General features: G+C 72.1%; 16 protein-coding genes. 2 read left to right on the top strand and 14 right to left on the bottom strand.

Annotation, left to right across the window (positions count from 1 at the left end; translation table 11 throughout):
- The first annotated feature begins 25 nt into the window (after positions 1-25).
- Positions 26-1831 (top strand): bifunctional metallophosphatase/5'-nucleotidase, encoded by a 1806-nt coding sequence (locus tag ACZ6C6_RS01060; RefSeq protein WP_469197816.1) that lies wholly within the window; start codon positions 26-28, stop codon positions 1829-1831.
- A gap of 73 nt (positions 1832-1904) precedes the next feature.
- Here the strand turns inward: ACZ6C6_RS01060 and ACZ6C6_RS01065 are convergent, their stop codons facing one another.
- The 3 genes from ACZ6C6_RS01065 to pepN all read right to left on the bottom strand — a co-directional run bounded on the left by ACZ6C6_RS01065 (position 1905) and on the right by pepN (position 7435).
- A complete protein-coding gene (locus tag ACZ6C6_RS01065; protein WP_469197818.1) occupies positions 1905-3308 on the bottom strand; it encodes a lysine N(6)-hydroxylase/L-ornithine N(5)-oxygenase family protein in 1404 nt (467 codons plus the stop codon).
- Positions 3305-4708 carry a pyridoxal phosphate-dependent decarboxylase family protein gene (locus tag ACZ6C6_RS01070; RefSeq protein WP_469197820.1) on the bottom strand — a complete coding sequence of 468 codons (1404 nt, stop codon included), beginning with the start codon at positions 4706-4708 and terminating at the stop codon, positions 3305-3307. The genes ACZ6C6_RS01065 and ACZ6C6_RS01070 overlap by 4 nt, the downstream gene beginning before the upstream one ends.
- 225 nt (positions 4709-4933) lie before the next feature.
- Positions 4934-7435 (bottom strand): aminopeptidase N, encoded by a 2502-nt coding sequence (gene pepN / locus ACZ6C6_RS01075; RefSeq protein ID WP_469197822.1) that lies wholly within the window; start codon positions 7433-7435, stop codon positions 4934-4936.
- A 126-nt stretch (positions 7436-7561) separates the two neighbouring features.
- Between pepN and ACZ6C6_RS01080 the strand changes: the two genes are divergently transcribed.
- Positions 7562-8074 (top strand): MarR family winged helix-turn-helix transcriptional regulator, encoded by a 513-nt coding sequence (locus tag ACZ6C6_RS01080; RefSeq protein WP_469197824.1) that lies wholly within the window; start codon positions 7562-7564, stop codon positions 8072-8074.
- Positions 8075-8218: 144 nt separating this feature from the next.
- Here ACZ6C6_RS01080 and ACZ6C6_RS01085 read toward each other — a convergent pair whose 3' ends face one another.
- The 11 genes from ACZ6C6_RS01085 to ACZ6C6_RS01135 all read right to left on the bottom strand — a co-directional run bounded on the left by ACZ6C6_RS01085 (position 8219) and on the right by ACZ6C6_RS01135 (position 18446).
- Complete coding sequence (locus tag ACZ6C6_RS01085; RefSeq protein ID WP_469197825.1) at positions 8219-9268, bottom strand: Rieske 2Fe-2S domain-containing protein; 1050 nt, start codon at positions 9266-9268, stop codon at positions 8219-8221.
- Positions 9269-9275: 7 nt separating this feature from the next.
- Positions 9276-9497, bottom strand: a complete 222-nt coding sequence (locus tag ACZ6C6_RS01090; RefSeq protein WP_469197827.1) for a recombinase-like helix-turn-helix domain-containing protein — start codon at positions 9495-9497, stop codon at positions 9276-9278.
- A gap of 20 nt (positions 9498-9517) precedes the next feature.
- Positions 9518-10474 (bottom strand): PDR/VanB family oxidoreductase, encoded by a 957-nt coding sequence (locus ACZ6C6_RS01095; protein ID WP_469197829.1) that lies wholly within the window; start codon positions 10472-10474, stop codon positions 9518-9520.
- A complete protein-coding gene (locus ACZ6C6_RS01100) occupies positions 10471-12138 on the bottom strand; it encodes a thiamine pyrophosphate-binding protein (RefSeq protein ID WP_469197831.1) in 1668 nt (555 codons plus the stop codon). The genes ACZ6C6_RS01095 and ACZ6C6_RS01100 overlap by 4 nt, the downstream gene beginning before the upstream one ends.
- 34 nt (positions 12139-12172) lie before the next feature.
- Positions 12173-12958, bottom strand: a complete 786-nt coding sequence (locus tag ACZ6C6_RS01105; protein ID WP_469197833.1) for an SDR family oxidoreductase — start codon at positions 12956-12958, stop codon at positions 12173-12175.
- Between the two features lie 90 nt (positions 12959-13048).
- The gene (locus ACZ6C6_RS01110; protein ID WP_469197834.1) at positions 13049-13807 is read right to left on the bottom strand and encodes an SDR family oxidoreductase; all 759 of its coding nucleotides are present in this window, start codon (positions 13805-13807) and stop codon (positions 13049-13051) included.
- Entirely contained in the window at positions 13807-14328 is a 522-nt protein-coding gene (locus tag ACZ6C6_RS01115) for a cupin domain-containing protein (protein WP_469197836.1), read from the bottom strand. Before ACZ6C6_RS01115 ends, ACZ6C6_RS01110 begins: the two co-directional genes overlap by 1 nt.
- Positions 14329-14368: 40 nt before the next feature.
- Positions 14369-15154: an alpha/beta fold hydrolase gene (locus ACZ6C6_RS01120; RefSeq protein ID WP_469197838.1), complete on the bottom strand. Its 786-nt coding sequence runs from the start codon at positions 15152-15154 to the stop codon at positions 14369-14371.
- Positions 15151-15990, bottom strand: coding sequence for an aspartate dehydrogenase domain-containing protein (locus ACZ6C6_RS01125; RefSeq protein WP_469197840.1), 840 nt, complete (start codon positions 15988-15990; stop codon positions 15151-15153). Before ACZ6C6_RS01125 ends, ACZ6C6_RS01120 begins: the two co-directional genes overlap by 4 nt.
- Positions 15987-16922, bottom strand: a complete 936-nt coding sequence (locus tag ACZ6C6_RS01130) for a VOC family protein (protein WP_469197842.1) — start codon at positions 16920-16922, stop codon at positions 15987-15989. Before ACZ6C6_RS01130 ends, ACZ6C6_RS01125 begins: the two co-directional genes overlap by 4 nt.
- Before the next feature lie 39 nt (positions 16923-16961).
- Positions 16962-18446, bottom strand: a complete 1485-nt coding sequence (locus tag ACZ6C6_RS01135) for an aldehyde dehydrogenase (protein ID WP_469197843.1) — start codon at positions 18444-18446, stop codon at positions 16962-16964.
- Between the last annotated feature and the right edge of the window lie 242 nt (positions 18447-18688).

The raw sequence follows: 18688 nt of genomic DNA on the forward strand, positions 1-18688 counted from the left end.
AGTGAACCGAAATGTGGGAGACGAGATGCCGCTGAACCGAAGGACGTTCCTGGGGACATCGGCCGCGGCCGGCGCGGGGGCGGTGGTGGTGGGTGGCGCGGCGTCGCCCGCCGTGGCGCATGGGCGTGGGCAGGGTCATGGGCGTCCGCAGAAGCGGTACGCGTTCACCGTGATGGGGACGACGGATCTGCATGGGAACGTCTTCAACTGGGACTACTTCACGGATGCCGAGTTCGACGACAAGGCTCACAACGATGTGGGTCTGGCGAAGATCTCGACGCTGGTGGAGGAGGTGCGGCGGGAGAAGGGCCGTCACAACACGTTGATGATCGACGCGGGTGACACGATTCAGGGGACGCAGCTCTCGTACTACTACGCGAAGATCGACCCGATCACGGCGAAGCGTGGTCCGGTGCATCCGATGGCACAGGCGATGAATGCGATCGGCTATGACGCGGCGGCGCTGGGGAACCACGAGTTCAACTATGGGATTCCGGTGCTGCGGAAGTTCGAGGAGCAGTGCGACTTCCCGCTGCTGGGGGCGAACGCGCTGGACGCGAAGACGTTGCGGCCGGCGTTCGCGCCGTACGTCATCAAGAAGCTGCGGACGCCGCACGGGCGTGATGTGAAGGTGGGGATCCTGGGGCTGACGAACCCGGGGATCGCGATCTGGGACAAGGCGAACGTGAGCGGGAAGATGGTGTTCCCGGGTCTTGAGGAGCAGGCGGCGAAGTTTGTGCCGCGGCTGCGTTCGATGGGTGCGGACGTGGTGATCGTGGCGGCGCACTCGGGGAACAGTGGGACGTCGTCGTACGGGGACCAGATTCCGTATGTGGAGAACGCGGCGGGTCTGGTGGCGGAGCAGGTGCCGGGGATCGACGCGATCCTGGTGGGGCATGCGCACCTGGAGATTCCCGAGTACTTCGTGGAGAACAAGGAGTCGGGGAAGAAGGTCGTGCTCTCGGAGCCGCTGAAGTGGGGGCAGCGGTTGACGCTGTTCGACTTCGAGGTGGTGTGGGAGAAGGGCCGCTGGGTGGTCGAGAAGGCCGGTTCGCGGGTGCTGAACTCGAACACGGCGGTGGAGGACCGGAAGATCACGAAGCTGCTGGCGGACGAGCACGAGAAGGTCGTGGCGTACGTCAATCAGGTGATCGGTACGGCGGCGTCGGAGATGACCACGGCGGAGGCGGCGTGGAAGGACGAGCCGATCATCGATCTGATCAACGTGGTCCAGGCGGAGACGGTGAAGGCGGCGTTGGCGGGTGGTGAGTACGCGGAGCTGCCGGTGTTGTCGCAGGCGTCGTGCTTCTCGCGTACGGCGCGGATTCCGGCCGGGAACGTGACGATCAAGGATGCGGCGGGTCTGTATCCGTTCGAGAACACGCTGGAGGCGCGTCTGGTGACGGGTGCGCAGATCGTGGATTACCTGGAGTTCTCTGCGAAGTACTACGTGCAGACGGCGGCGGGTGCTCCGGTGGATCCGGAGAAGCTGACGAATGCGGAGAACACTCCGGACTACAACTACGACGCGGTGTCGGGGCTGACGTATGACATCGACATCGCGAAGCCGGTGGGTTCGCGGATCGTGAATCTGTCGTTCGAGGGGAAGCCGCTGGATCCGAAGGCGGAGTTCGTGCTGGCGGTGAACAACTACCGGGCGAGCGGTGGCGGCAATTTCCCGCATGTTCCGGCGGCGAAGCAGCTGTGGGCGAATTCGGAGGAGATCCGGAACACGATCATCGCCTGGGTGCAGGCGAAGGGTTCGGTGGATCCTGCGGAGTTCGCTTCGGTGGACTGGAAGCTGACGCGGGACGGCGTGCCGGTGTTCTAGGCGGGTGGTTGGTGCGGGCGGTCGTTCCGTCTCCCCTGTTTTCGGGGAGGTGGGGCGGCCGCCCTTTTGTTGTTCAGGGGTGGGTGAGGGGGACGAGGGTGGGTTGCTGGGTGGGGATGGCGGGTTGGGTGAGGCCGAAGGTGGTGAAGGCGGTGCGCTTCGGGAGGGGGTAGGGGGTGGTGCCGGTGAGGTTGTTGAGGATGGTGGCGCTGCGCCAGGCGGCGAGGCCGAGGTCGGGGGCGCCGACGCCATGGGTGTGGCGTTCGGCGTTCTGTACGTAGATGTGGCCGGTGACGGCGGGGCCGAGGTCGAGGCGGTGGTGGGCGTCGATGCGGGGGCGGCCGGCGGTGTCGCGGCGGAGGTGGGGGGTGAGGTGGTGGAGGAGGGTGTCGAGGGGGCGTTCGCGGTAGCCGGTGGCGAGGACGACGGCGTCGGTGGTGAGGCGGGTGCGGGTGGATTGCTGGGTGTGTTCGAGGTGGAGTTCGACGCGGGTGTTGGCGACGCGTCCGGCGGTGCGGACGGTGACGCCGGGGGTGAGGGTGGCGTCGGGCCAGCCGCCGTGGAGGGTGCGTCGGTAGAGCTCGTCGTGGATGGCGGCGATGGTGTCGTGGTCGATGCCCTTGTGGAGCTGCCATTGCTGGGGGACGAGGGTGTCGCGGACGGTTTCGGGGAGGGCGTGGAAGTAGCGGGTGTAGTCGGGGGTGAAGTGTTCGAGGCCGAGTTTTGAGTACTCCATGGGTGCGAAGGCGGGGGTGCGGGCGAGCCAGTGGAGTCCTTCGTTGCCGGTGGGGCGGGCGCGGAGGAGGTCGAGGAAGATCTCGGCGCCGGATTGTCCTGAGCCGATGACGGTGATGTGGCGGGCCGTCAGGAGGCGGTCGCGGTGGTGGAGGTAGTCGGCGGAGTGGATGACGGGGGCGTTGCCGGTGTCGGTGAGGGGTTTGAGGGGGTCGGGGATGTGGGGTTCGGTGCCGATGCCGAGGGCGATGTGGCGGGTGTGGGTGCGGCCGAGTGATTCGGCTTCGCCGTGGGCGTCGAGTTGGGTGTGGTCGACGTCGAAGCGGGCGGTCTGGGGGTCCCAGCGGATGGCGTCGACCTGGTGGCGGAAGTGGAGGCCGGGGAGTTGGGTGCTGACCCAGCGGCAGTAGGCGTCGTATTCGGCGCGGTGGATGTGGAAGCGCTCGGCGAAGTAGAAGGGGTAGAGGCGGTCCTGGGTGCGTTGGTAGTTGAGGAAGCTCCAGGGGCTGGTGGGGTCGGCGAGGGTGACGAGGTCGGCGAGGAAGGGGACTTGGAGGGTGGCGCCGTCGATGAGGAGTCCGGGGTGCCAGTGGAAGGCGGGGCGCTGTTCGTAGAAGGCGGTGGTGAGGGGGGTGGGGAGGCCGTGGGCGAGGGCGGCGAGGGAGAGGTTGAAGGGGCCGATGCCGATGCCGACGAGGTCGTGGGTGCGGAGGGGGTCGGGGGTGGCCGGGGCGGCGGTCATCGGAGGGTGCTGCCTTCCTTGAGTTCGGCGGTGAGGTGGGTGACGAGGGTGAGGAGGTGGTGGAGGTCGTCGGGGGTGGTGTGGGGGTTGAGGAGGGTGGCTTTGAGCCAGAGGCGGCCGTGGGTGTGGGTGCGGCCGAGTACGGCGTGGCCGCGGGTGAGGAGGGTGCGGCGGATGGTGGCGACGGTGTGGTCGTCGGCGTCGGTGGGGCGGAAGAGGACGGTGCTGATGGTGGGGCGGTGGTGGAGTTCGAGTCCGGGGGTGCCGGTGATGAGGTCGGCGAGGGTGTGCGCGGCGGCGCAGGTGCGGTCCACGAGGTCGGCGAGTCCGGTGCGGCCGAGGGCGCGGAGGGTGACGGCGATCTTGAGTGCGTCGGGGCGGCGGGTGGTGCGCAGGGAGCGGCCGAGGAGGTCGGGGAGGCCGGCTTCGGTGTCGTCGTCGGCGTTGAGGTAGGGGGCCTGGTGGTGGAGGGCGTGGAGGTCGTGGCGGTCGGGGACGGCGAGGATGCCGGCGGAGGCGGGTTGCCAGCCGAGTTTGTGGAGGTCGAGGGTGACGCTGTCGGCGCGGTCGAGTCCTCGGAGGCGGTGGCGGTGGGCGGGGCTGAAGAGGAGGGGTCCGCCGTAGGCGGCGTCGATGTGGAGTTCGGCGCCGTGGTGGGCGCAGAGGTCGGCGATGTCGGTGAGGGGGTCGATCTGGCCGGTGTCGGTGGTGCCTGCGGTGGCGGTGACGAGGAGGGGGCCTTGTCCGTGGTTGCGGGCGAGGGTGTCGTGGAGGGCGTGGAGGTCGATGGTGCCGGTGGGGGCGGGCACGGTGAGGGGTTCGGGGAGGCCGAGGAGCCAGGCGGCGCGGGTGATGCTGTGGTGGGCGTTGGCGCCGGTGATGGTCTGGACGGGGCCGTGGCGTTCGCGGGCGAGGAGGAGGCCGAGTTGGTTGGCTTCGGTGCCGCCGGTGGTGACGAGGGCGTCGGGGGCGGGGTGGTGGGGGTAGACCTCGGCGGCGAGCGCGGCGGTGGTGTCGGCTTCGAGGGTGGAGGCGGCGGGGGCCTGGTCCCAGGAGTCCATGGAGGGGTTGAGGGCGGAGGCGGCGAGGTCGGCGGCTGCGGCGAGGGCGAGGGGCGGGGTGTGGAGGTGGGCGGCGCAGAGGGGGTGGGCGGGGTCGGCGGCGCCTTCGGTGAGGGCTTGGACGAGGGTGGCGAGGGCGTCGTGGGCGCCGGTGCCCTGGTCCGGGATGAGGGGGGTGAGGGCGGTGCGGGTGCGTGGGGTGACGGTGTCGGGTCCGCCTGCGGGGAGGGGGCCGTCGCGGCGTCGGGCGCCTTCGGCGAGGGCGGTGAGGACGGTGTCGAGGAGGGGGCGCAGGGCGTCGGGTCCGGTGGTGGAGCCGGCGAGGGGTGGTACGGGCATGGGGTGGGGTGGTCCTTCGGGCGCGCGGGGGCGGGGTGCGGGCATGGGTGTGCGTGCCAGCTTGTCCGGGTTTCGGGTGGCGCGGCCGGGGACCGGGTGATCTGAACTCGAAAGGGTGGCGGGGCGCGGGCGGGGGCGCGTTGTCCGGGGTGGGGGTGGTATGGGCGTGCCCGGCGCGCTCCTCGGGGTGAGGGCGGGCCGGGCACGGGTGGTGGGAGGGGTGGGTCAGTTGGCGTTGCGTACGTTCAGGGCGCGGCGCAGGTCGTCGATCTGGTCGGTGAGTTTGCGGCGGAGGGCGGGGATGAGGGCGGGGTCGGCGAGGGCTTCTTCGCCGGTGCGGAGGCTGTCGGTGTCGACGGCGTGGACGGGGAAGGCGTAGCGGCCGGCGGCTTCGGCGATGGCGGGACCGCGGCGGGCGGCGAGCTGGGCGGCCTCGGGGTAGAAGCGGGGCACGTATGCGCGTACGAGGTCGGTCTGTTCGGGTTGCCAGAAGCCTTGGGCGGTGGCGGTGAAGAGGTAGTTGGAGAGGCTGTCGTCGTGGAACATCGCGTCCCAGGCGGCGGCCTTCGCCTCGGGGGTGGGCAGGGCGGCGCGGCAGCGGGCGGCGCCTTCCTGGCCGGTGGCGCTGGGGTCGTCCTCCAGGGCGGCGTCGATGGCGGCTTCGTCGGTGGCGCCGAGGACGGCGAGGCGGGTGAGGATGCGCCAGCGGAGTTCGGGGTCGAGTTCGGGTCCGCCGGGGACGGTGTCGTCGGCGAGCCACCCCTGGATGGTGTCGGGCTGGGTGGCGGCGTCGATGAGGTGGCGGACGGCGGTGAGGCGCAGGCCGGGGTGGGTGCCGTCCTCGGTGCGGCGGATGAGGTCGCGGCAGAGGGCGGTGAGGGTGGCGAGGGCGGTGGGCCGGTCGTCGGGGGCGGTGTAGCGGCCGGCGACCTGGGTGTCCGCGAAGGCGAGGACGCCTTGGAGGAGGGCGAGGTCGGTTTCGTAGGGGAGGTGGGCGCGGGCGGCTTCGAGGTAGGTGCTGGGGGCGAGTTCGCCGTCGCGGACCATGTCGCGGGCGGCGTTCCAGATGACGGCGCGGGTGAGGGCGTCGGGGATGCCGGAGAGGCTGTCCAGGACGGTGTTCCAGGAGTGGGGGTCGAGCCGGATCTTGGTGTAGGTGAGGTCTTCGTCGTTGAGGACGACGAGGGCGGGGCGGCGGCCGGGGCGGGTGGCGGGGGCTTCCTCGGGGATGCCTGTGTCGAAGCGTTCGCGCAGGACGAGGGGGGTGGGCCCGTGCTGGGTGTCGAGGCTGTGGTCGTAGGCGCCGACGCTGATGCGGTGGGGGCGGGTGCCCCGGTGGTCGACGGTGAGCGACCAGGTGGTGTCGGTCTCGGTGGTGTGGGCGGTGAGGGTGTCGACGCCGGTGGTGCGGAGCCATTGGTCGGCCCAGGCGTGGACGTCCCGGTCGGTGGCGGACGCGAGGTTGTCGATGAAGTCGGCGAGGGTGGCGTTGCCGAATTTGTGGCGGGCGAAGTGGGTGTTGATGCCTGCGAGGAAGTCCTTCTCGCCGAGCCAGGCGACGAGCTGGCGCAGGGCGGAGGCGCCCTTGGCGTAGGAGATGCCGTCGAAGTTGAGGAGTGCGGAGGCGGTGTCGGGGACGTCGGCCGGGTCGGGGGCGACGGGGTGGGTGGAGGGGCGCTGGTCGGCGTCGTATCCCCAGCCCTTGCGGGCGACGCCGAAGTCGACCCAGGTGTCGGTGAAGCGGGTGGCTTCGGCGAGGGTCTGGTAGCCCATGTATTCGGCGAAGGACTCGTTGAGCCAGATGTCGTCCCACCAGGCGAGGGTGACGAGGTCGCCGAACCACATGTGGGCCATTTCGTGGGCGATGACCATGCCGCGGGTCTGGCGTTCGGTGTCGGTGACGGCGGAGCGGTAGATGAATTCGTCGCGGAAGGTGACGAGTCCGGGGTTCTCCATGGCGCCGGCGTTGAATTCGGGGACGAACGCCTGGTCGTACGAGTCGAAGGGGTAGGGCTCGGTGAACTTCTCCTGGAACCGGTCGAAGCAGGCCCGGGTGATGTCGAGGATCTCGTCGGCGTCGGCGTCGAGGTGGGGGGCGAGGGAGCGGCGGCAGTGGATGCCGAAGGGGAGTCCGGCGTGCTCGGTGGTCACGGAGTGCCAGGGGCCGGCCGCGACGGCGACGAGGTAGGTGGAGAGGGGCGGGGTGGGGGCGATGGTCCAGCGGCCTTCGCCGGTGTGTTCGGCGGTGCCGTTGCCGAGGACGGTCCAGCCTTCGGGGGCGGTGACGGTGAGGGCGAAGACCGACTTGAGGTCGGGCTGGTCGAACGCGGCGAAGACGCGCTGGACGTCCTCCATGAAGAGCTGGGTGTAGACGTATGTCTCGTTGTCGCTGGGGTCGGTGAAGCGGTGCATGCCCTCGCCGGTGCGGGAGTAGCGCATGGCGGCGTCGACGCGGATCTCGTGCGGGCCTTCGGTGAGGCCGGTGAGGGGGTACCGGTTCTCGGTGAGGTCCGCGGGGTCCAGCGGCTGCCCGTCGAGGCTGATCGAACGCAGGGTGGCGGGCTTGAGCTCGATGAAGGTGTCACCGGCCTGGCGGGCGGTGAACTCGATGACGGCGCGGGAGTCGAAGGTCTCCTCCCCCGCGGTGAGATCGAGGTCGATCGTGTATCGCTGTACGTCGAGGATCTGGGCTCGGGCCTGCGCTTCATCGCGCGTCAGTACGGACATGGGGACATGCTGCCGTATCGGCCGGGCGGCGCGCAGGCGGGTTCCGCTGGGGGCGGACGGCTGCCGGGGTCCTTTGAGGGCTAAGATTCTTACCCCATTGTGTACCTGCGCGGAGGTGTGGCCGGGATGGCGGAGCAGGCGGACGCGGTGGCGTCGATCGTGGCGGACTGGCGGCGGGAGCGGCCGGAGCTGGATACGGCTCCGCTGGAGGTCTTCGGCCGGCTGCACCGGGCGTTCCTGCGGTACAGCACGGCGATCTCGCGGCCGGTGGAGCGCAAGGGGCTGTCGATGGCCGGCTTCGACGTGCTGACGGCGTTGCGCAGGGCGGGGGCGCCGTTCCGGCGTACGGCGGGTGAGCTGGCCGATTCGGGGCTGATCAGCTCGGCGGGCGTGACGCTGCGGATAGACCGGCTGGAGAAGGACGGGCTGATCCGGCGGGAGCGTGATCCGCAGGACCGGCGGGTGGTGCACTCGCGGCTGACGGACGAGGGGTTGTCGCTGATCGACGCGTTGTTCTCGGAGCATCTGGAGAACGAGCGGCGGATGCTGGCGGGGTTGTCGGAGGCGGAGTGCGTGGAGCTGGCGCGGCTGCTGGGGAAGCTGGAGCGGTCTGTGCTTGCCGCGGAGGGCGGGGAGTAGGCGCTCGGCGGGGGCACCGGGGTCCCGGCGCGGGGATGTCCTCAACCGCCGGACAGGCTTGCATTCGGGCGCTGTCGCCCTGCGCGGAGGAGGTGTCCTCGATCGCCGGACGCGCTTGACGCGGCCGGCGATCGAGGACGCCGGTCAGGCCGTCGCCGCCTGGGATTCCGCTTCCGTGCGGTACATGCGGCGGACGCGGACCACGCCCAGGTCGTGCTGGTAGAGGTTCTCCGCCTGGTCGGCGTCGGCGCGCAGGTCCTCCAGCATGACGCGGTCCTGTTCGAGGACCTCCCAGTGGCGGTCCTCCAGGAGCGTCTTGTAGAGGAAGCGCCAGGTGTCGCGCTGCCAGCCGGTGACCTTGCGGTAGCGCCAGAAGAAGACGGCGCAGCGGTCCTCGTCGATGGGGGTGGCCATGCCGACGATGCCGAAGGGTCCGCCGGGGCCGGCGGTCGGCGGGTAGGGGATGGTGAGGTCGACCCAGTCGACGCCGGTGCGGCAGAGCTCGACCCAGTCGAAGTTGACGCCGCTCTGGTCGGTCTTCTCGAAGAAGAAGCCGCGTTCGGTCTCGCGGATGCGGAAGCGGGCGGTGGTCTGGCCCTCGGCCATGCTGTGCGAGTCGCGGTGGAGGAACGAGCCGTGCATGGGGTCGAGCAGGTTCTCCACGGCGTAGCGCCAGTTGACGTTCCACTCGGCGTAGCAGAGGAATGCCGAGGTGCCGGGGTCGGTGAGGGGTTCAGGCAGGGTGAGCGGGACGGGTTCGGGGTGGGCGTGGTCGCCGAAGTAGGCGAGGATCGCGCCGCCGGTCTCGATGAGGTGGGGGGCGGCGACGAGCTGTTTGCCCTCCAGGTTGCAGCCGGGGAGGCCGGGGACGGCGGCGACGGTGCCGGTGCCGTCGACCTGGACGCCGTGGTACCAGCAGGCGATGCGGTCGCCGAGGTGTTTGCCGAGGGAGAGGCGGGCGCCGCGGTGGGGGCAGCGGTCCTCCAGCATGTGGAGGGTGCCGTCGGCGCGGCGGAAGAGGAGCCATTCCTCGCCGAGGAGGGTGAGCCGTTTCATGCCGCCGGCGGGCACGAAGTCCGAGGGGCAGACGGCGTACCACTGGTTGCGGATGCCGGTGGCGAAGAGGCGGTCGGCGGTGCGGTCGCCGGGGCGGGCGACTTCGGAGGGTCGGGTCGGGGTGGTGGCGGTGGTCATGGCTGTCTCACGCTCCCAGTCGGCGCATCTCGGTGCGGAAGGTGTCCTCGGTCCAGGGGCTGCCGTCGGGGGCGGGCAGGTCGCGGGCGTTGAGTCCGGCGACGAGTCCGGGCAGGTCGTGGGCTCCGCCGCCGAAGACCTCCTCGATGACGGCGGCGAGCTTCTTCTCGTACGGGGTGGGCTCGGCGGGGCGGGCCTGGTGCGGGTCGAGGTACTGCGGGCCGGTCATGTCGGCTCCCTTCGGGCGGGTCAGAGGTCGAGTACGAGGCGGGGGGTGCGGGAGCGGGAGACGCAGAGCATCATCGAGGCGCCGGCGGCGCGTTCGCCCTCGCTGAGGAGGAAGTCGCGGTGGTCGGGGGTGCCTTCGAGGACCTTGGTCTCGCAGGTGCCGCAGATCCCGTCGCGGCAGGAGGAGGCGATGGGGATGCCGGCGTTCTCCAGGGCGTCGAGCGCGGAGGTCCCGGGGGCGACCTCGACGGTGCGGCCGGTGCGGGAGCAGACGATGTCGAAGCCGGTGTCCTCGCCGTCGCGGGGTGCGGCGGCGGGTGCGGCGAAGCGTTCGGTTCGGGCGTCGGGGCAGCGTTCCTCGACGGCGGCGAGGAGGGGTTCGGGGCCGCAGCAGTAGACCTGGGTGCCGGGTGCGAGGCCGCCCAGCAGGGTGTCGAGGTCGGGGTGGCCCTGTTCGTCCTGGGGGATGAACTCGACGCTGCCGCCGGGCTGTCCGGCGAGGGCGGTGAGTTCGGCGGTGAAGGCCATGGAGGCGCGGGTGCGGCCGCCGTGGACGAGCCGCCAGGGGGTGCGGGTGCGGGTGGCCTCGCGGGCCATGGCCAGGAGCGGGGTGATGCCGATGCCGCCGGCGACGAAGAGGTAGCCGGGGGCGTCGGGGTCGAGCGCGAAGTGGTTGCGGGGGCCCTGGACGTGGACGGTCCGGCCGGGGCGGAGTTCGCTGTGGATGTGGGCGGAGCCGCCGCGGGAGGCTGGTTCGCGCAGGACGCCGATGCGCCAGCGGGCGGTGTCCTCGGGGTCGGAGCACAGTGAGTACTGGCGGATGTGGCCGCCGGTGTGGACGTCGATGTGGGCGCCGGGCCGCCAGGCGGGGAGGGGTTTGCCGTCGGGGTGGGTGAGTTCGATGCTCAGGACTCCGTCGGCCTCCCACGTCATGCGGTGGACGAGCAGGTCGAGCCGGGGCTCCTCGGCGGATGTCATGACGGGTTGCCTCCTTCTGCGGCGGTGTCGGCGGCGGCGGGGAGCTTGACGGGCGGGGTGAAGGGGGTGGTCATCGGGCCGAGTGCGGCGAGGTCGATCTCCACCAGGGTGGGGCCCGGGGTCGCGACGGCTTCCTTGATGACGGGTCCGGCGTCGGCCTCGGTGGCGATCCGCGCGTACGGGAGGCCGGTGGCGGCGGCGAGCAGGGCGAAGTCGGGGGTGGTGAGGTCGACGCCGGAGCGGCGGGGGAAGTGGCTGTCCTGCATGTTGCGCAGGACGCCGTAGCCGCCGTCGTTGAAGACGAGGAGGGTGAGGTCGGGCTTCTCCTGGGCGAGGGTGAGGAGTTCGCCGAGGTGGACGGCGAGGCCGCCGTCGCCGGCGATGACGACGGTGGGGGTGCGGGGGCGGCCGAGTGCGGCGCCGATGCCCATGGCGAGCCCTTGGCCGATGCCGCCGCCGCGCGGGAAGACGTTGGTGGCCGGGTCGGTGATCTCCAGGAGCCGGTTTCCCCAGGTGGAGGACGGGATGGTGACGTCCCGGGCGATGACGGACCCGGGCGGGCAGGCGTCGCGTATCGCGTCGTTGACCGCGGCCTGCGGGCCGATGGCGTGGCGCTGCGCGGCGCGGGCGGCGTTCCGGGCCTCGCGTACGCGGCCGGGCCAGCCCGGCTCCGTGCTGCCGCTGGTGACGCGGCCGAGGAGGGCGGCGAGGACGGCGGAGGCGTCGCCGGTGAGGGCGACGGTCGCCGGGTACACGCGGCCGGGGGCGGCCGGGTCCAGGTCGATCTGGATGTGGGTGGCGGGGAGTCCGAGGCCGTAGTCGGCGGTCTCGTTGGAGCGGAAGTGGGTGCCGATGGTGAGCAGGACGTCGGCCTCGGCGAGCAGGGCGCGGCCGGCCGGTGCGGTGGCGTAGTTGCCGAGGACCCGCTCGTCGGACTCGGGTACGGCGCCGCGCCCGGAGTTGGAGGTGACGAGCCCGGCGTCGAGGGCGTCGAGGAGTGCCCCGACCTCGGGGCGGGCGCTGGTGGCGCCGCCACCGGCCCAGAGGAGGGGGCGGCGGGCGGCGGACAGCAGGGCGGCCGCCTCGTCCAGGAGCGCCGCCTCGGGCAGGGCCGGGGTGGCGGGCGGCGGGACGGGGGTGCCGGTGAGCCGCTGGGGGGCGAACTGCAGGTCGATGGGCCACTCGACGCTGACCGGGCCGTGCGGGGCGGTGAGGGCGCGGGCGGCCGCGTCGCGCAGGAGGTCGCCGGCGCTCTCGGCGTCGGTGACGGTGACGGCGTGCGTGGAGACCGCACGGAGCATGCCGAGTTGGTCCTTGGTCTCGTGGATGAAGCCGCGCCCGGAGCCGAGGTACGCGCTGTCGATCTGCCCGGTGACGTGCAGGACGGGGGTACCGGAGCTGAGGGATTCGATGAGGGAGCCGGCTGCGTTGCCCGCTCCCGTTCCGGTGCTGGTGAGGGCGCAGCCGAGGCGGCCGGTGGCGCGGGCGTAGCCGTCGGCCGCGTTGACCGCGGCGGCCTCGTGGCGGACGGGGACGAAGCGCAGGTCGCGGTCGACGGCTTCGACGAGCGGCAGGTTGTGCACGCTGACGATGCCGAACACCGTGTCGACGCCCAGTCCTCGTAGCGTCTCGACGAGCAGGTCGCCGCCGTTGGGTCGGGTCATGTCGGGTGCTCCTGAGGGGGGTTTGAGGGGTGGGTTACGCGACCGCGCGGTTGACGCCGCCGCAGACGTCGACGGTGGTGCCGGTGATGTACGAGGCGCGGGGCGAGAGCAGGGCGGTGACGGCGTAGGCGACTTCGTCGGCGTTGCCGAGGCGGCCGAGGGCGATGCCGCGGTCGGCGGCGAGTTCCGCCTGCCAGGCGGGGTAGTCCAGCGGGGAGCCGGAGGCGGCGTACCGGCGTTCCCATTGCCCGGTGTCGATGAGGCCGAGGCAGACGGAGTTGACGCGGATGCCGTCGGGGGCCAGTTCCTTGGACAGCGAGGTGGAGAGGTTGAGGATGCCGGCGCGGGCGGCGCTGGTGGTCATCAGCCGGGTCTCGGGCTGTTTGGCGAGGACGGCGTTGATGTTGACGACGGAGGCGGCGGCGGAGGCGCGGAGGTGGGGCAGGGCGGCGTTCAGCGGGTTGAGGACGCCGAAGAACTTGAGCTCCAGCTCCTCGCGCCAGTCGGCGGCGGTGGTCTCGGCGAAGGGTTTCATCCGGGAGGCGCCGGCGTTGTTGACGAGGCCGTCGAGTCCGCCGAGGTGGTCGGCGGCGGCGTCGGTGAAGGCGCGTACGGCGGCCTCGTCGGTGACGTCGCAGGGGGCGTGGTAGAGCGTGTCGGGTCCGGCGAGGCCGTCGAGGGCGGCGGCGAGGGCGTCGGGGCGGCGGCCGCAGGTGGCGACGCGGGCGCCTTCCGCGAGGAGCGCGCGGACCGTGGCGAGGCCGACGCCGGAGCTGCCGCCGGTGACGAGGATGCGGGTGCCTTCGAGGTGGAGGTCCATGGGTGCGGCTCCCTGCGGGTGGGGGTGCGGGCGGTGGTGGGGATGCGGGCGGTGGTGGGGGTCCTCGATCGCCGGACGGGCTCCGATTCGTCAGTGCATCGTGAAGCCGCCGTTCACGGCGAACGTCTGGCCCGTGATGTAGCCGGATTCCTCACCGATGAGGAAGGCGATGAGGCCGACCAGGTCGGACGGTTGCTGGGGGCGGGAGATCGCCCGGTTGAGCCGGTACAGCTCGTGGCGTTCGGCGGGGATGTCCACGGCGGACTCCCCCTCCGTGAGGCCGGGCGCCACCGCGTTGACGGTGATACCGAAGTCGCCCGTCTCGCGGGCCATCGCCCGGGTCAGGGAGATCACGGCGCCCTTGGACGCGATGTAGTGGGCGAGCCGGGGCGAGCCGTAGAGCGCGGCGTCCGATGCGAGGTTGACGATGCGTCCGGCGCCGTGGGCCCGCATGAGCGGGAGGAGGGCGCGGGCGACGAGCCAGGGGCCGCGGGCGTTGACCGTCATGATGCGGTCCCACGCCTCGACGTCGATCTCGTGGAACGGCTTGCCGCCCACCGCGTTGGCCAGCCCGGCGTTGTTGACGAGGCCGTACAGCCGGCTGCCGTCACGGGCGAGGGTGTCGGCGAGGGCGGCGACGGAGTGCGGGTCGGCGACGTCGAGCGGGTGGTAGTCCGCGGTGATGCCGTCGGCGCGCAGCTTCCCGGCCGCCTGCCGGCCGGTGGCCTCGTCCAGTTCGGCGATGACGACGCGGTGTCCGTCGCCGCCGATCCGGCGGGCCGCGGCCAGTCCGAGGCCGCGGCCGGCGCCGGTGACGACGACCGTGCGGGGGGTGTCGTCGGCGGCCATCAGTCGCGGGTGACGCCGTGCATCGGCGAGTGCTCGGGGTAGGTCGGGACCTGCGGCTTCCGCGTGCCGATGATGACGCAGAACAGGGCGTCGGTGTCGCCCTCGTTCTTCAGGGAGCGGGCGACTCCGGCGGGGACGACGATCATGTCCCGGTAGCCGAGGGTGCGGTATTCGGTCTCGTCGGCGCCCCGGTGGATGCCGACCCTGACCTGCCCCTCCAGGACGAAGAACGCCTCCTCCACGTCGTGGTGGGTGTGCTCGGGGCCCTCGGCCCCCGGCGGGAGCAGCATGTTGGAGAGGGTGAAGCCGCCCGAGGGCAGGATGCGGTTGTCGTTCTCGTGGTTGCCGGTGGCGCCGGAGCCGACGTACCGGATCTGGGCGCGGCGGTACTGCGCGCCGGCCTTCTCCTGGAAGGAGAGGGTGTCCCAGTCGGGTTCGCGGGAGTCCTTGGTGGCGATGAGGGAGTCGGTGAACTTCGCGAGGTCGCCGTTGTTCTCGTACGGGGTCTTGTCGATGGGCACGGGATGCTCCTCGGGGGTCGGGGTGGGTGGGGGTGCGTCGTTACGCGGGTACGCGGGCGACGACGTGGAGGTGGGCGCGGACCCAGGCGTTGAACACCTCGGGGCGTTCCTGGTTGGCGAGGTGTCCGGCGCCGGAGAGGGTGACGTAGACGGACTTCTCCAGGCCCCCGGCGATGGCCTGGGACTCGGCGGTGCCGGTGACCGTGTCCTGTTCGCCGCAGAGCACGAGGGCCGGTGCGGTGATGGCGGGCAGGTCGTCGGTGAGGTCGGCGTCGGCCATGGAGTCGGCGGCGTAGCCGTAGCCGGGGCTGCGGACGGACGCGGCCATGGTGGCCACGACGCGTGCGACGAGGCCGGGGGGTGCGCCGTCCGAGACGAGGCGGGGTCCGCGGGTGGCGGCGAACGCCTCGGGCCCTTCGGCGGCGAGTTGTGCGGCCCGGGCGCGCATGGCCTTCGCCTTGTCCGGGTCGGTGCCGGAGCCGCGGCTGGAGTCGGCGACGATCAGGGAGGCGACGAGGTCCGGGTGGCGGGCGGCGAGGCGCAGGGCGATGACGCCGCCCCAGGAGACGCCGAGGACGTGGGCGGGGCCGCCGTGTTCGCGGATGAGGGCGGCGGCGGTGTCCGCGTAGCCGTCGAGACCTGGGGCGTGGGCGGGGTCGGCGGAGTCCGCGTAGCCGGGGGCGTCCCAGGCGACGACCCGTACCTGGTCGGCGAGGCCGTCGAGCTGGGGGGTGAAGGCGGCGGAGGAGGAGCCGATGCCGTGCAGGCAGAGCAGGAGCGGGGCGTCGGGGTCGCCGGCTTCGCGGGTGTGGATTCCGGCGTTCACAGGATCTGTCCTGCCCGGCCGACGACGGCGCCGAGGCTGCGGAGCACGGCGTGCGGGACGACCTGGCTGGTGGCGGGGTTGGCGGTGTCGGGCCGGTGGGCGACCTCGAAGCGGTAGCTGCCGTGCGGGCCCTCGGCCTCGATGACGTGCCGGGTGAGGGTGGCGTCCGGGTCGGCGACCACGACGACCTCGACCAGGTCCGGGTCGCCGGTGGCGAGGGCGACCGAGGCGGCGACGTTGGTCGACTTGGGGAACTTCACCGGGACGTCGCGGGCGGTGCCGCGCATGACCTCGACGGGTTCGGTGGTGGTGCGCAGCCGGGTGGTGAGCTCGTCGTCCATCCAGGGCTGGTGGAGGGTGGCGGGCAGCTTGGTGGTGGTGAGGGTGACGGACGTGAGGGGGCCGAGTCCGCGGACGGCCTGGAGGAGGTCGAGGCCGCCGACGGCGCCGCCGGTGAAGTAGACGCGGCCGGGTCCGGCGGCGCGCAGGCGGCCGGTGAGGGCGGGGTCGACCAGGGCGCCGGTGGAGGCGATGAGCAGGTCGGCGCCGCTGGTGAGGACGCGCTCGGCCCATTCCCGTACGACGGCCTGGCCGGCGGCTTCGACGACGAGGTCGCAGACGGCGAGGGCGTCCTCGAAGGACAGCTGGGGTGCGGGGGCGTCCACGAGGGGCCGGTTGTCGATGACGCAGGTGAGTTCGGCGCCGGGGACGCGGCCCTCGGCGAGGGCGGTGCCGACGACGCGTCCGATGGCGCCCCAGCCGACGAGGGCGACGCGGCGGACGGTGGGGCCGGGGCGGGCGGGGGTGTCGGGGCGGGGGGTGAGGGTGGTGGTCACGCGGTGACCTCTTCCGGTGCGGTGGTGAGGGGGCCGGGGTCGGGGGTGCCCGCCATGTGGCGGCGGATCGCCGGGGACGGGGGTCCGGCGGTGCCCCAGAGGTCGGAGAGGTCGGGGGTGCGGCGCCAGACCTTGGCGATCCAGGCGTCCTCGACGATCTGGGCGACCTCGGAGGTGTATTCGCAGACGAGTCCGGCCGGGTCGGTGAAGTAGGAGAAGGTGTTGTTGCCGGGTCCGTGCCGGCCGGGCCCCCACTGGGGGGTGATGCCGTGGTGGCGGAGCCGGCCGAGGCCGCGCATGAAGTGGTCGACGGACGGCATCTCGTAGGCGACGTGGTTGAGGGAGGCCCACTCGGCCTGGTTGAAGGCGATGCAGTGGTGGTCGGCGTTGCAGCGCAGGAAGGCCATCTGGTGCTCGGACCAGTCGGAGACGCGCAGTCCGAGCACGGAGGTGTAGAAGGCGACTGCTGCGTCGATGTCCGTGGTGTTGAGGACGGTGTGGGTGACGCCGACGGGGACGGCGCCGTCCCGGCCGCGCGGGGTGACGGCGTGGGTCTGGGCGCTGAGTTCGATGAGCCGGCCCTCGGGGTCGGTGAAGCGGAGTCCGTAGCCGCCGCCGACCTGGTCGAGGGGGCCGGGTCCGGCGACGGGGACGATGCCGCGGGCGAGCAGGCGGCGGGCGGCCTCGTCGATCTCGGCGGGGGTAGCGACGGCGAAGCTGATGCGGCCGAGGCCGTTGCGCTCGGCGCGGGTGAGGTGCAGGACGTGGTGTTCCTCGCCGGTGCCGCGCAGCCAGGTGGCGTCGGTGTCGCGTTCGACGGGTTCCAGGCCCCAGACCTCGGCGTAGAAGTCGGCGGACTCGGTGAGGGCGGGTGTGTGGAGTTCGACGGAGCGCAGGGCGCGGAGCCGGGCTATCGGCTGGTCGTGGGGCATGGGTGTCCTCCCGCTCGGGTGGGTGGGGCGCGTGCGGTGTCAGTGGGCGGCGGCCCAGGGCAGCGGGGTGGTGTCGGTGGCCCAGTAGAGGGACTTCTGCCGTTGGTAGCCGCGGATGAGGTCGCGGCCCTTCTCGGTGCCGATGCCGCTGTCCTTCAGCCCGCCGAACGGGGTGGAGACGCTGAACTGCTTGTACGTGTTGATCCAGACGGTGCCCGCGTCGATACGGCGGGCGAGCCGCCAGGCGCGGGCGTGGTCGCGGGTCCAGATGCCGCAGGCGAGGCCGTAGACGCTGTCGTTGGCCTGGGCGACGAGGTCGTCCTCGTCCTCGAAGGGCAGGGCGACCAGGACCGGTCCGAAGATCTCCTCCCGGCAGACCCTGGCCGTGTTCGGGAGGCCGTCCAGGACGGTGGGCAGGTAGTAGGCGCCGTCCCGGTAGCGCTCGCCCTCGGGGGCCGCTCCCCCGCACCGGACGGTGGCGCCCTCCGCGCGGGCGAGGTCGACGTAGGCGGCGACGCTGTCGCGGTGGCGGTGGTGGACCAGCGGGGCGACCTGGGTGTCCGGGTCGGTGCCGGGGCCGACGCGCAGCTTCTCGGTGCGGGCGACGAGTTCGCCGAGGAACTCCTCGTAGCGGGAGCGGTGGACGAAGAGGCGGGAGCCTGCGATGCAGCTCTGCCCGCTGGACGAGAAGATCCCGTACATGACGCCGGCGAGGGCCTGTTCGAGGTCGGCGTCCTCCAGCACGATCGTCGGTGATTTGCCGCCGAGTTCGAGGGAGACCGGGATCAGTTTGTCGGCGGCCGCGTGGGCGAGGGTGCGCCCGGTCTCCGTACCGCCGGTGAAGGTGACCTTGCCGACGGCCGGGTGGCGGACGATCGCATCGCCGATGACGCTGCCGCGGCCCGGCAGGACGGAGAGGAGGGCGGTCGGCAGCCCGGCCTCGGTGAGTGCCTGGTGGACCAGGCGGCCGAGCGCCAGGGCGACGAGCGGGGTCCACTCGGCGGGCTTGAGGAGGACGGCGTTTCCGGCGGCGAGGGCGGGGGCGAGCTTCTGGGCGTCGCTGGCGATCGGCGAGTTCCAGGGGGTGATCGCGCCGACGACGCCGATGGGTTCGTGGACGCTCATCGTGACGTACGGGCCGCGGGCCGGGGTGAGGGCGTCCTCGGCGGTCTCCAGGGCGGCGGCGGTGTAGCGGAACGTGCCGGCGGCGCTGAGCACCAGGGCGCGGGTCTCGGCGCGGCACTTGCCGGTGTCGGCGGTCTGGAGGGCGGAGAGCCGGTCGGCGTCCCGCTCGACGAGTTCGGCGACGCGGTGCAGCAGCCGGGCGCGGAGGTGGGCGGGGAGTTCGCGCCAGGCGGGGTCCCGGGCGGCCCGGGTGGCCGCGGCGGCGGCCTCCTCGACGTCTTCGAGGGACGCGGCGTGCACGGTGGCGATGATCCGGCCGGTGGCCGGGTCGGCGGTCTCGATGGGGGCGCCCCGGCCCTGGCGCCACTGTCCTGCGACCAACACCTCGTCGGCAAGCATCGGTTGGCCTCCTGCGGTCGTGATCGGTTCCCGGTCCGGCCGGAGCCGGTACCTCAGGGCTAAAAAGCTAAGCACTTAAGTAATTGCCCGCAAGCCCCCCTGGACAAAAAGCCCGGGCAAAAAGTCTTTTGCTCCCCGGCCCTTGACGGCCGCCACCCCCGGACCGATAGAACTTAAGCCCTAAGAAGCTAGGTGCTTACAGAGGTTCGTGGGCGATGTCACCGCCTCACGGGCACCGCGTA

The organism is Streptomyces sp. NPDC041814 (assembly GCF_055590565.1).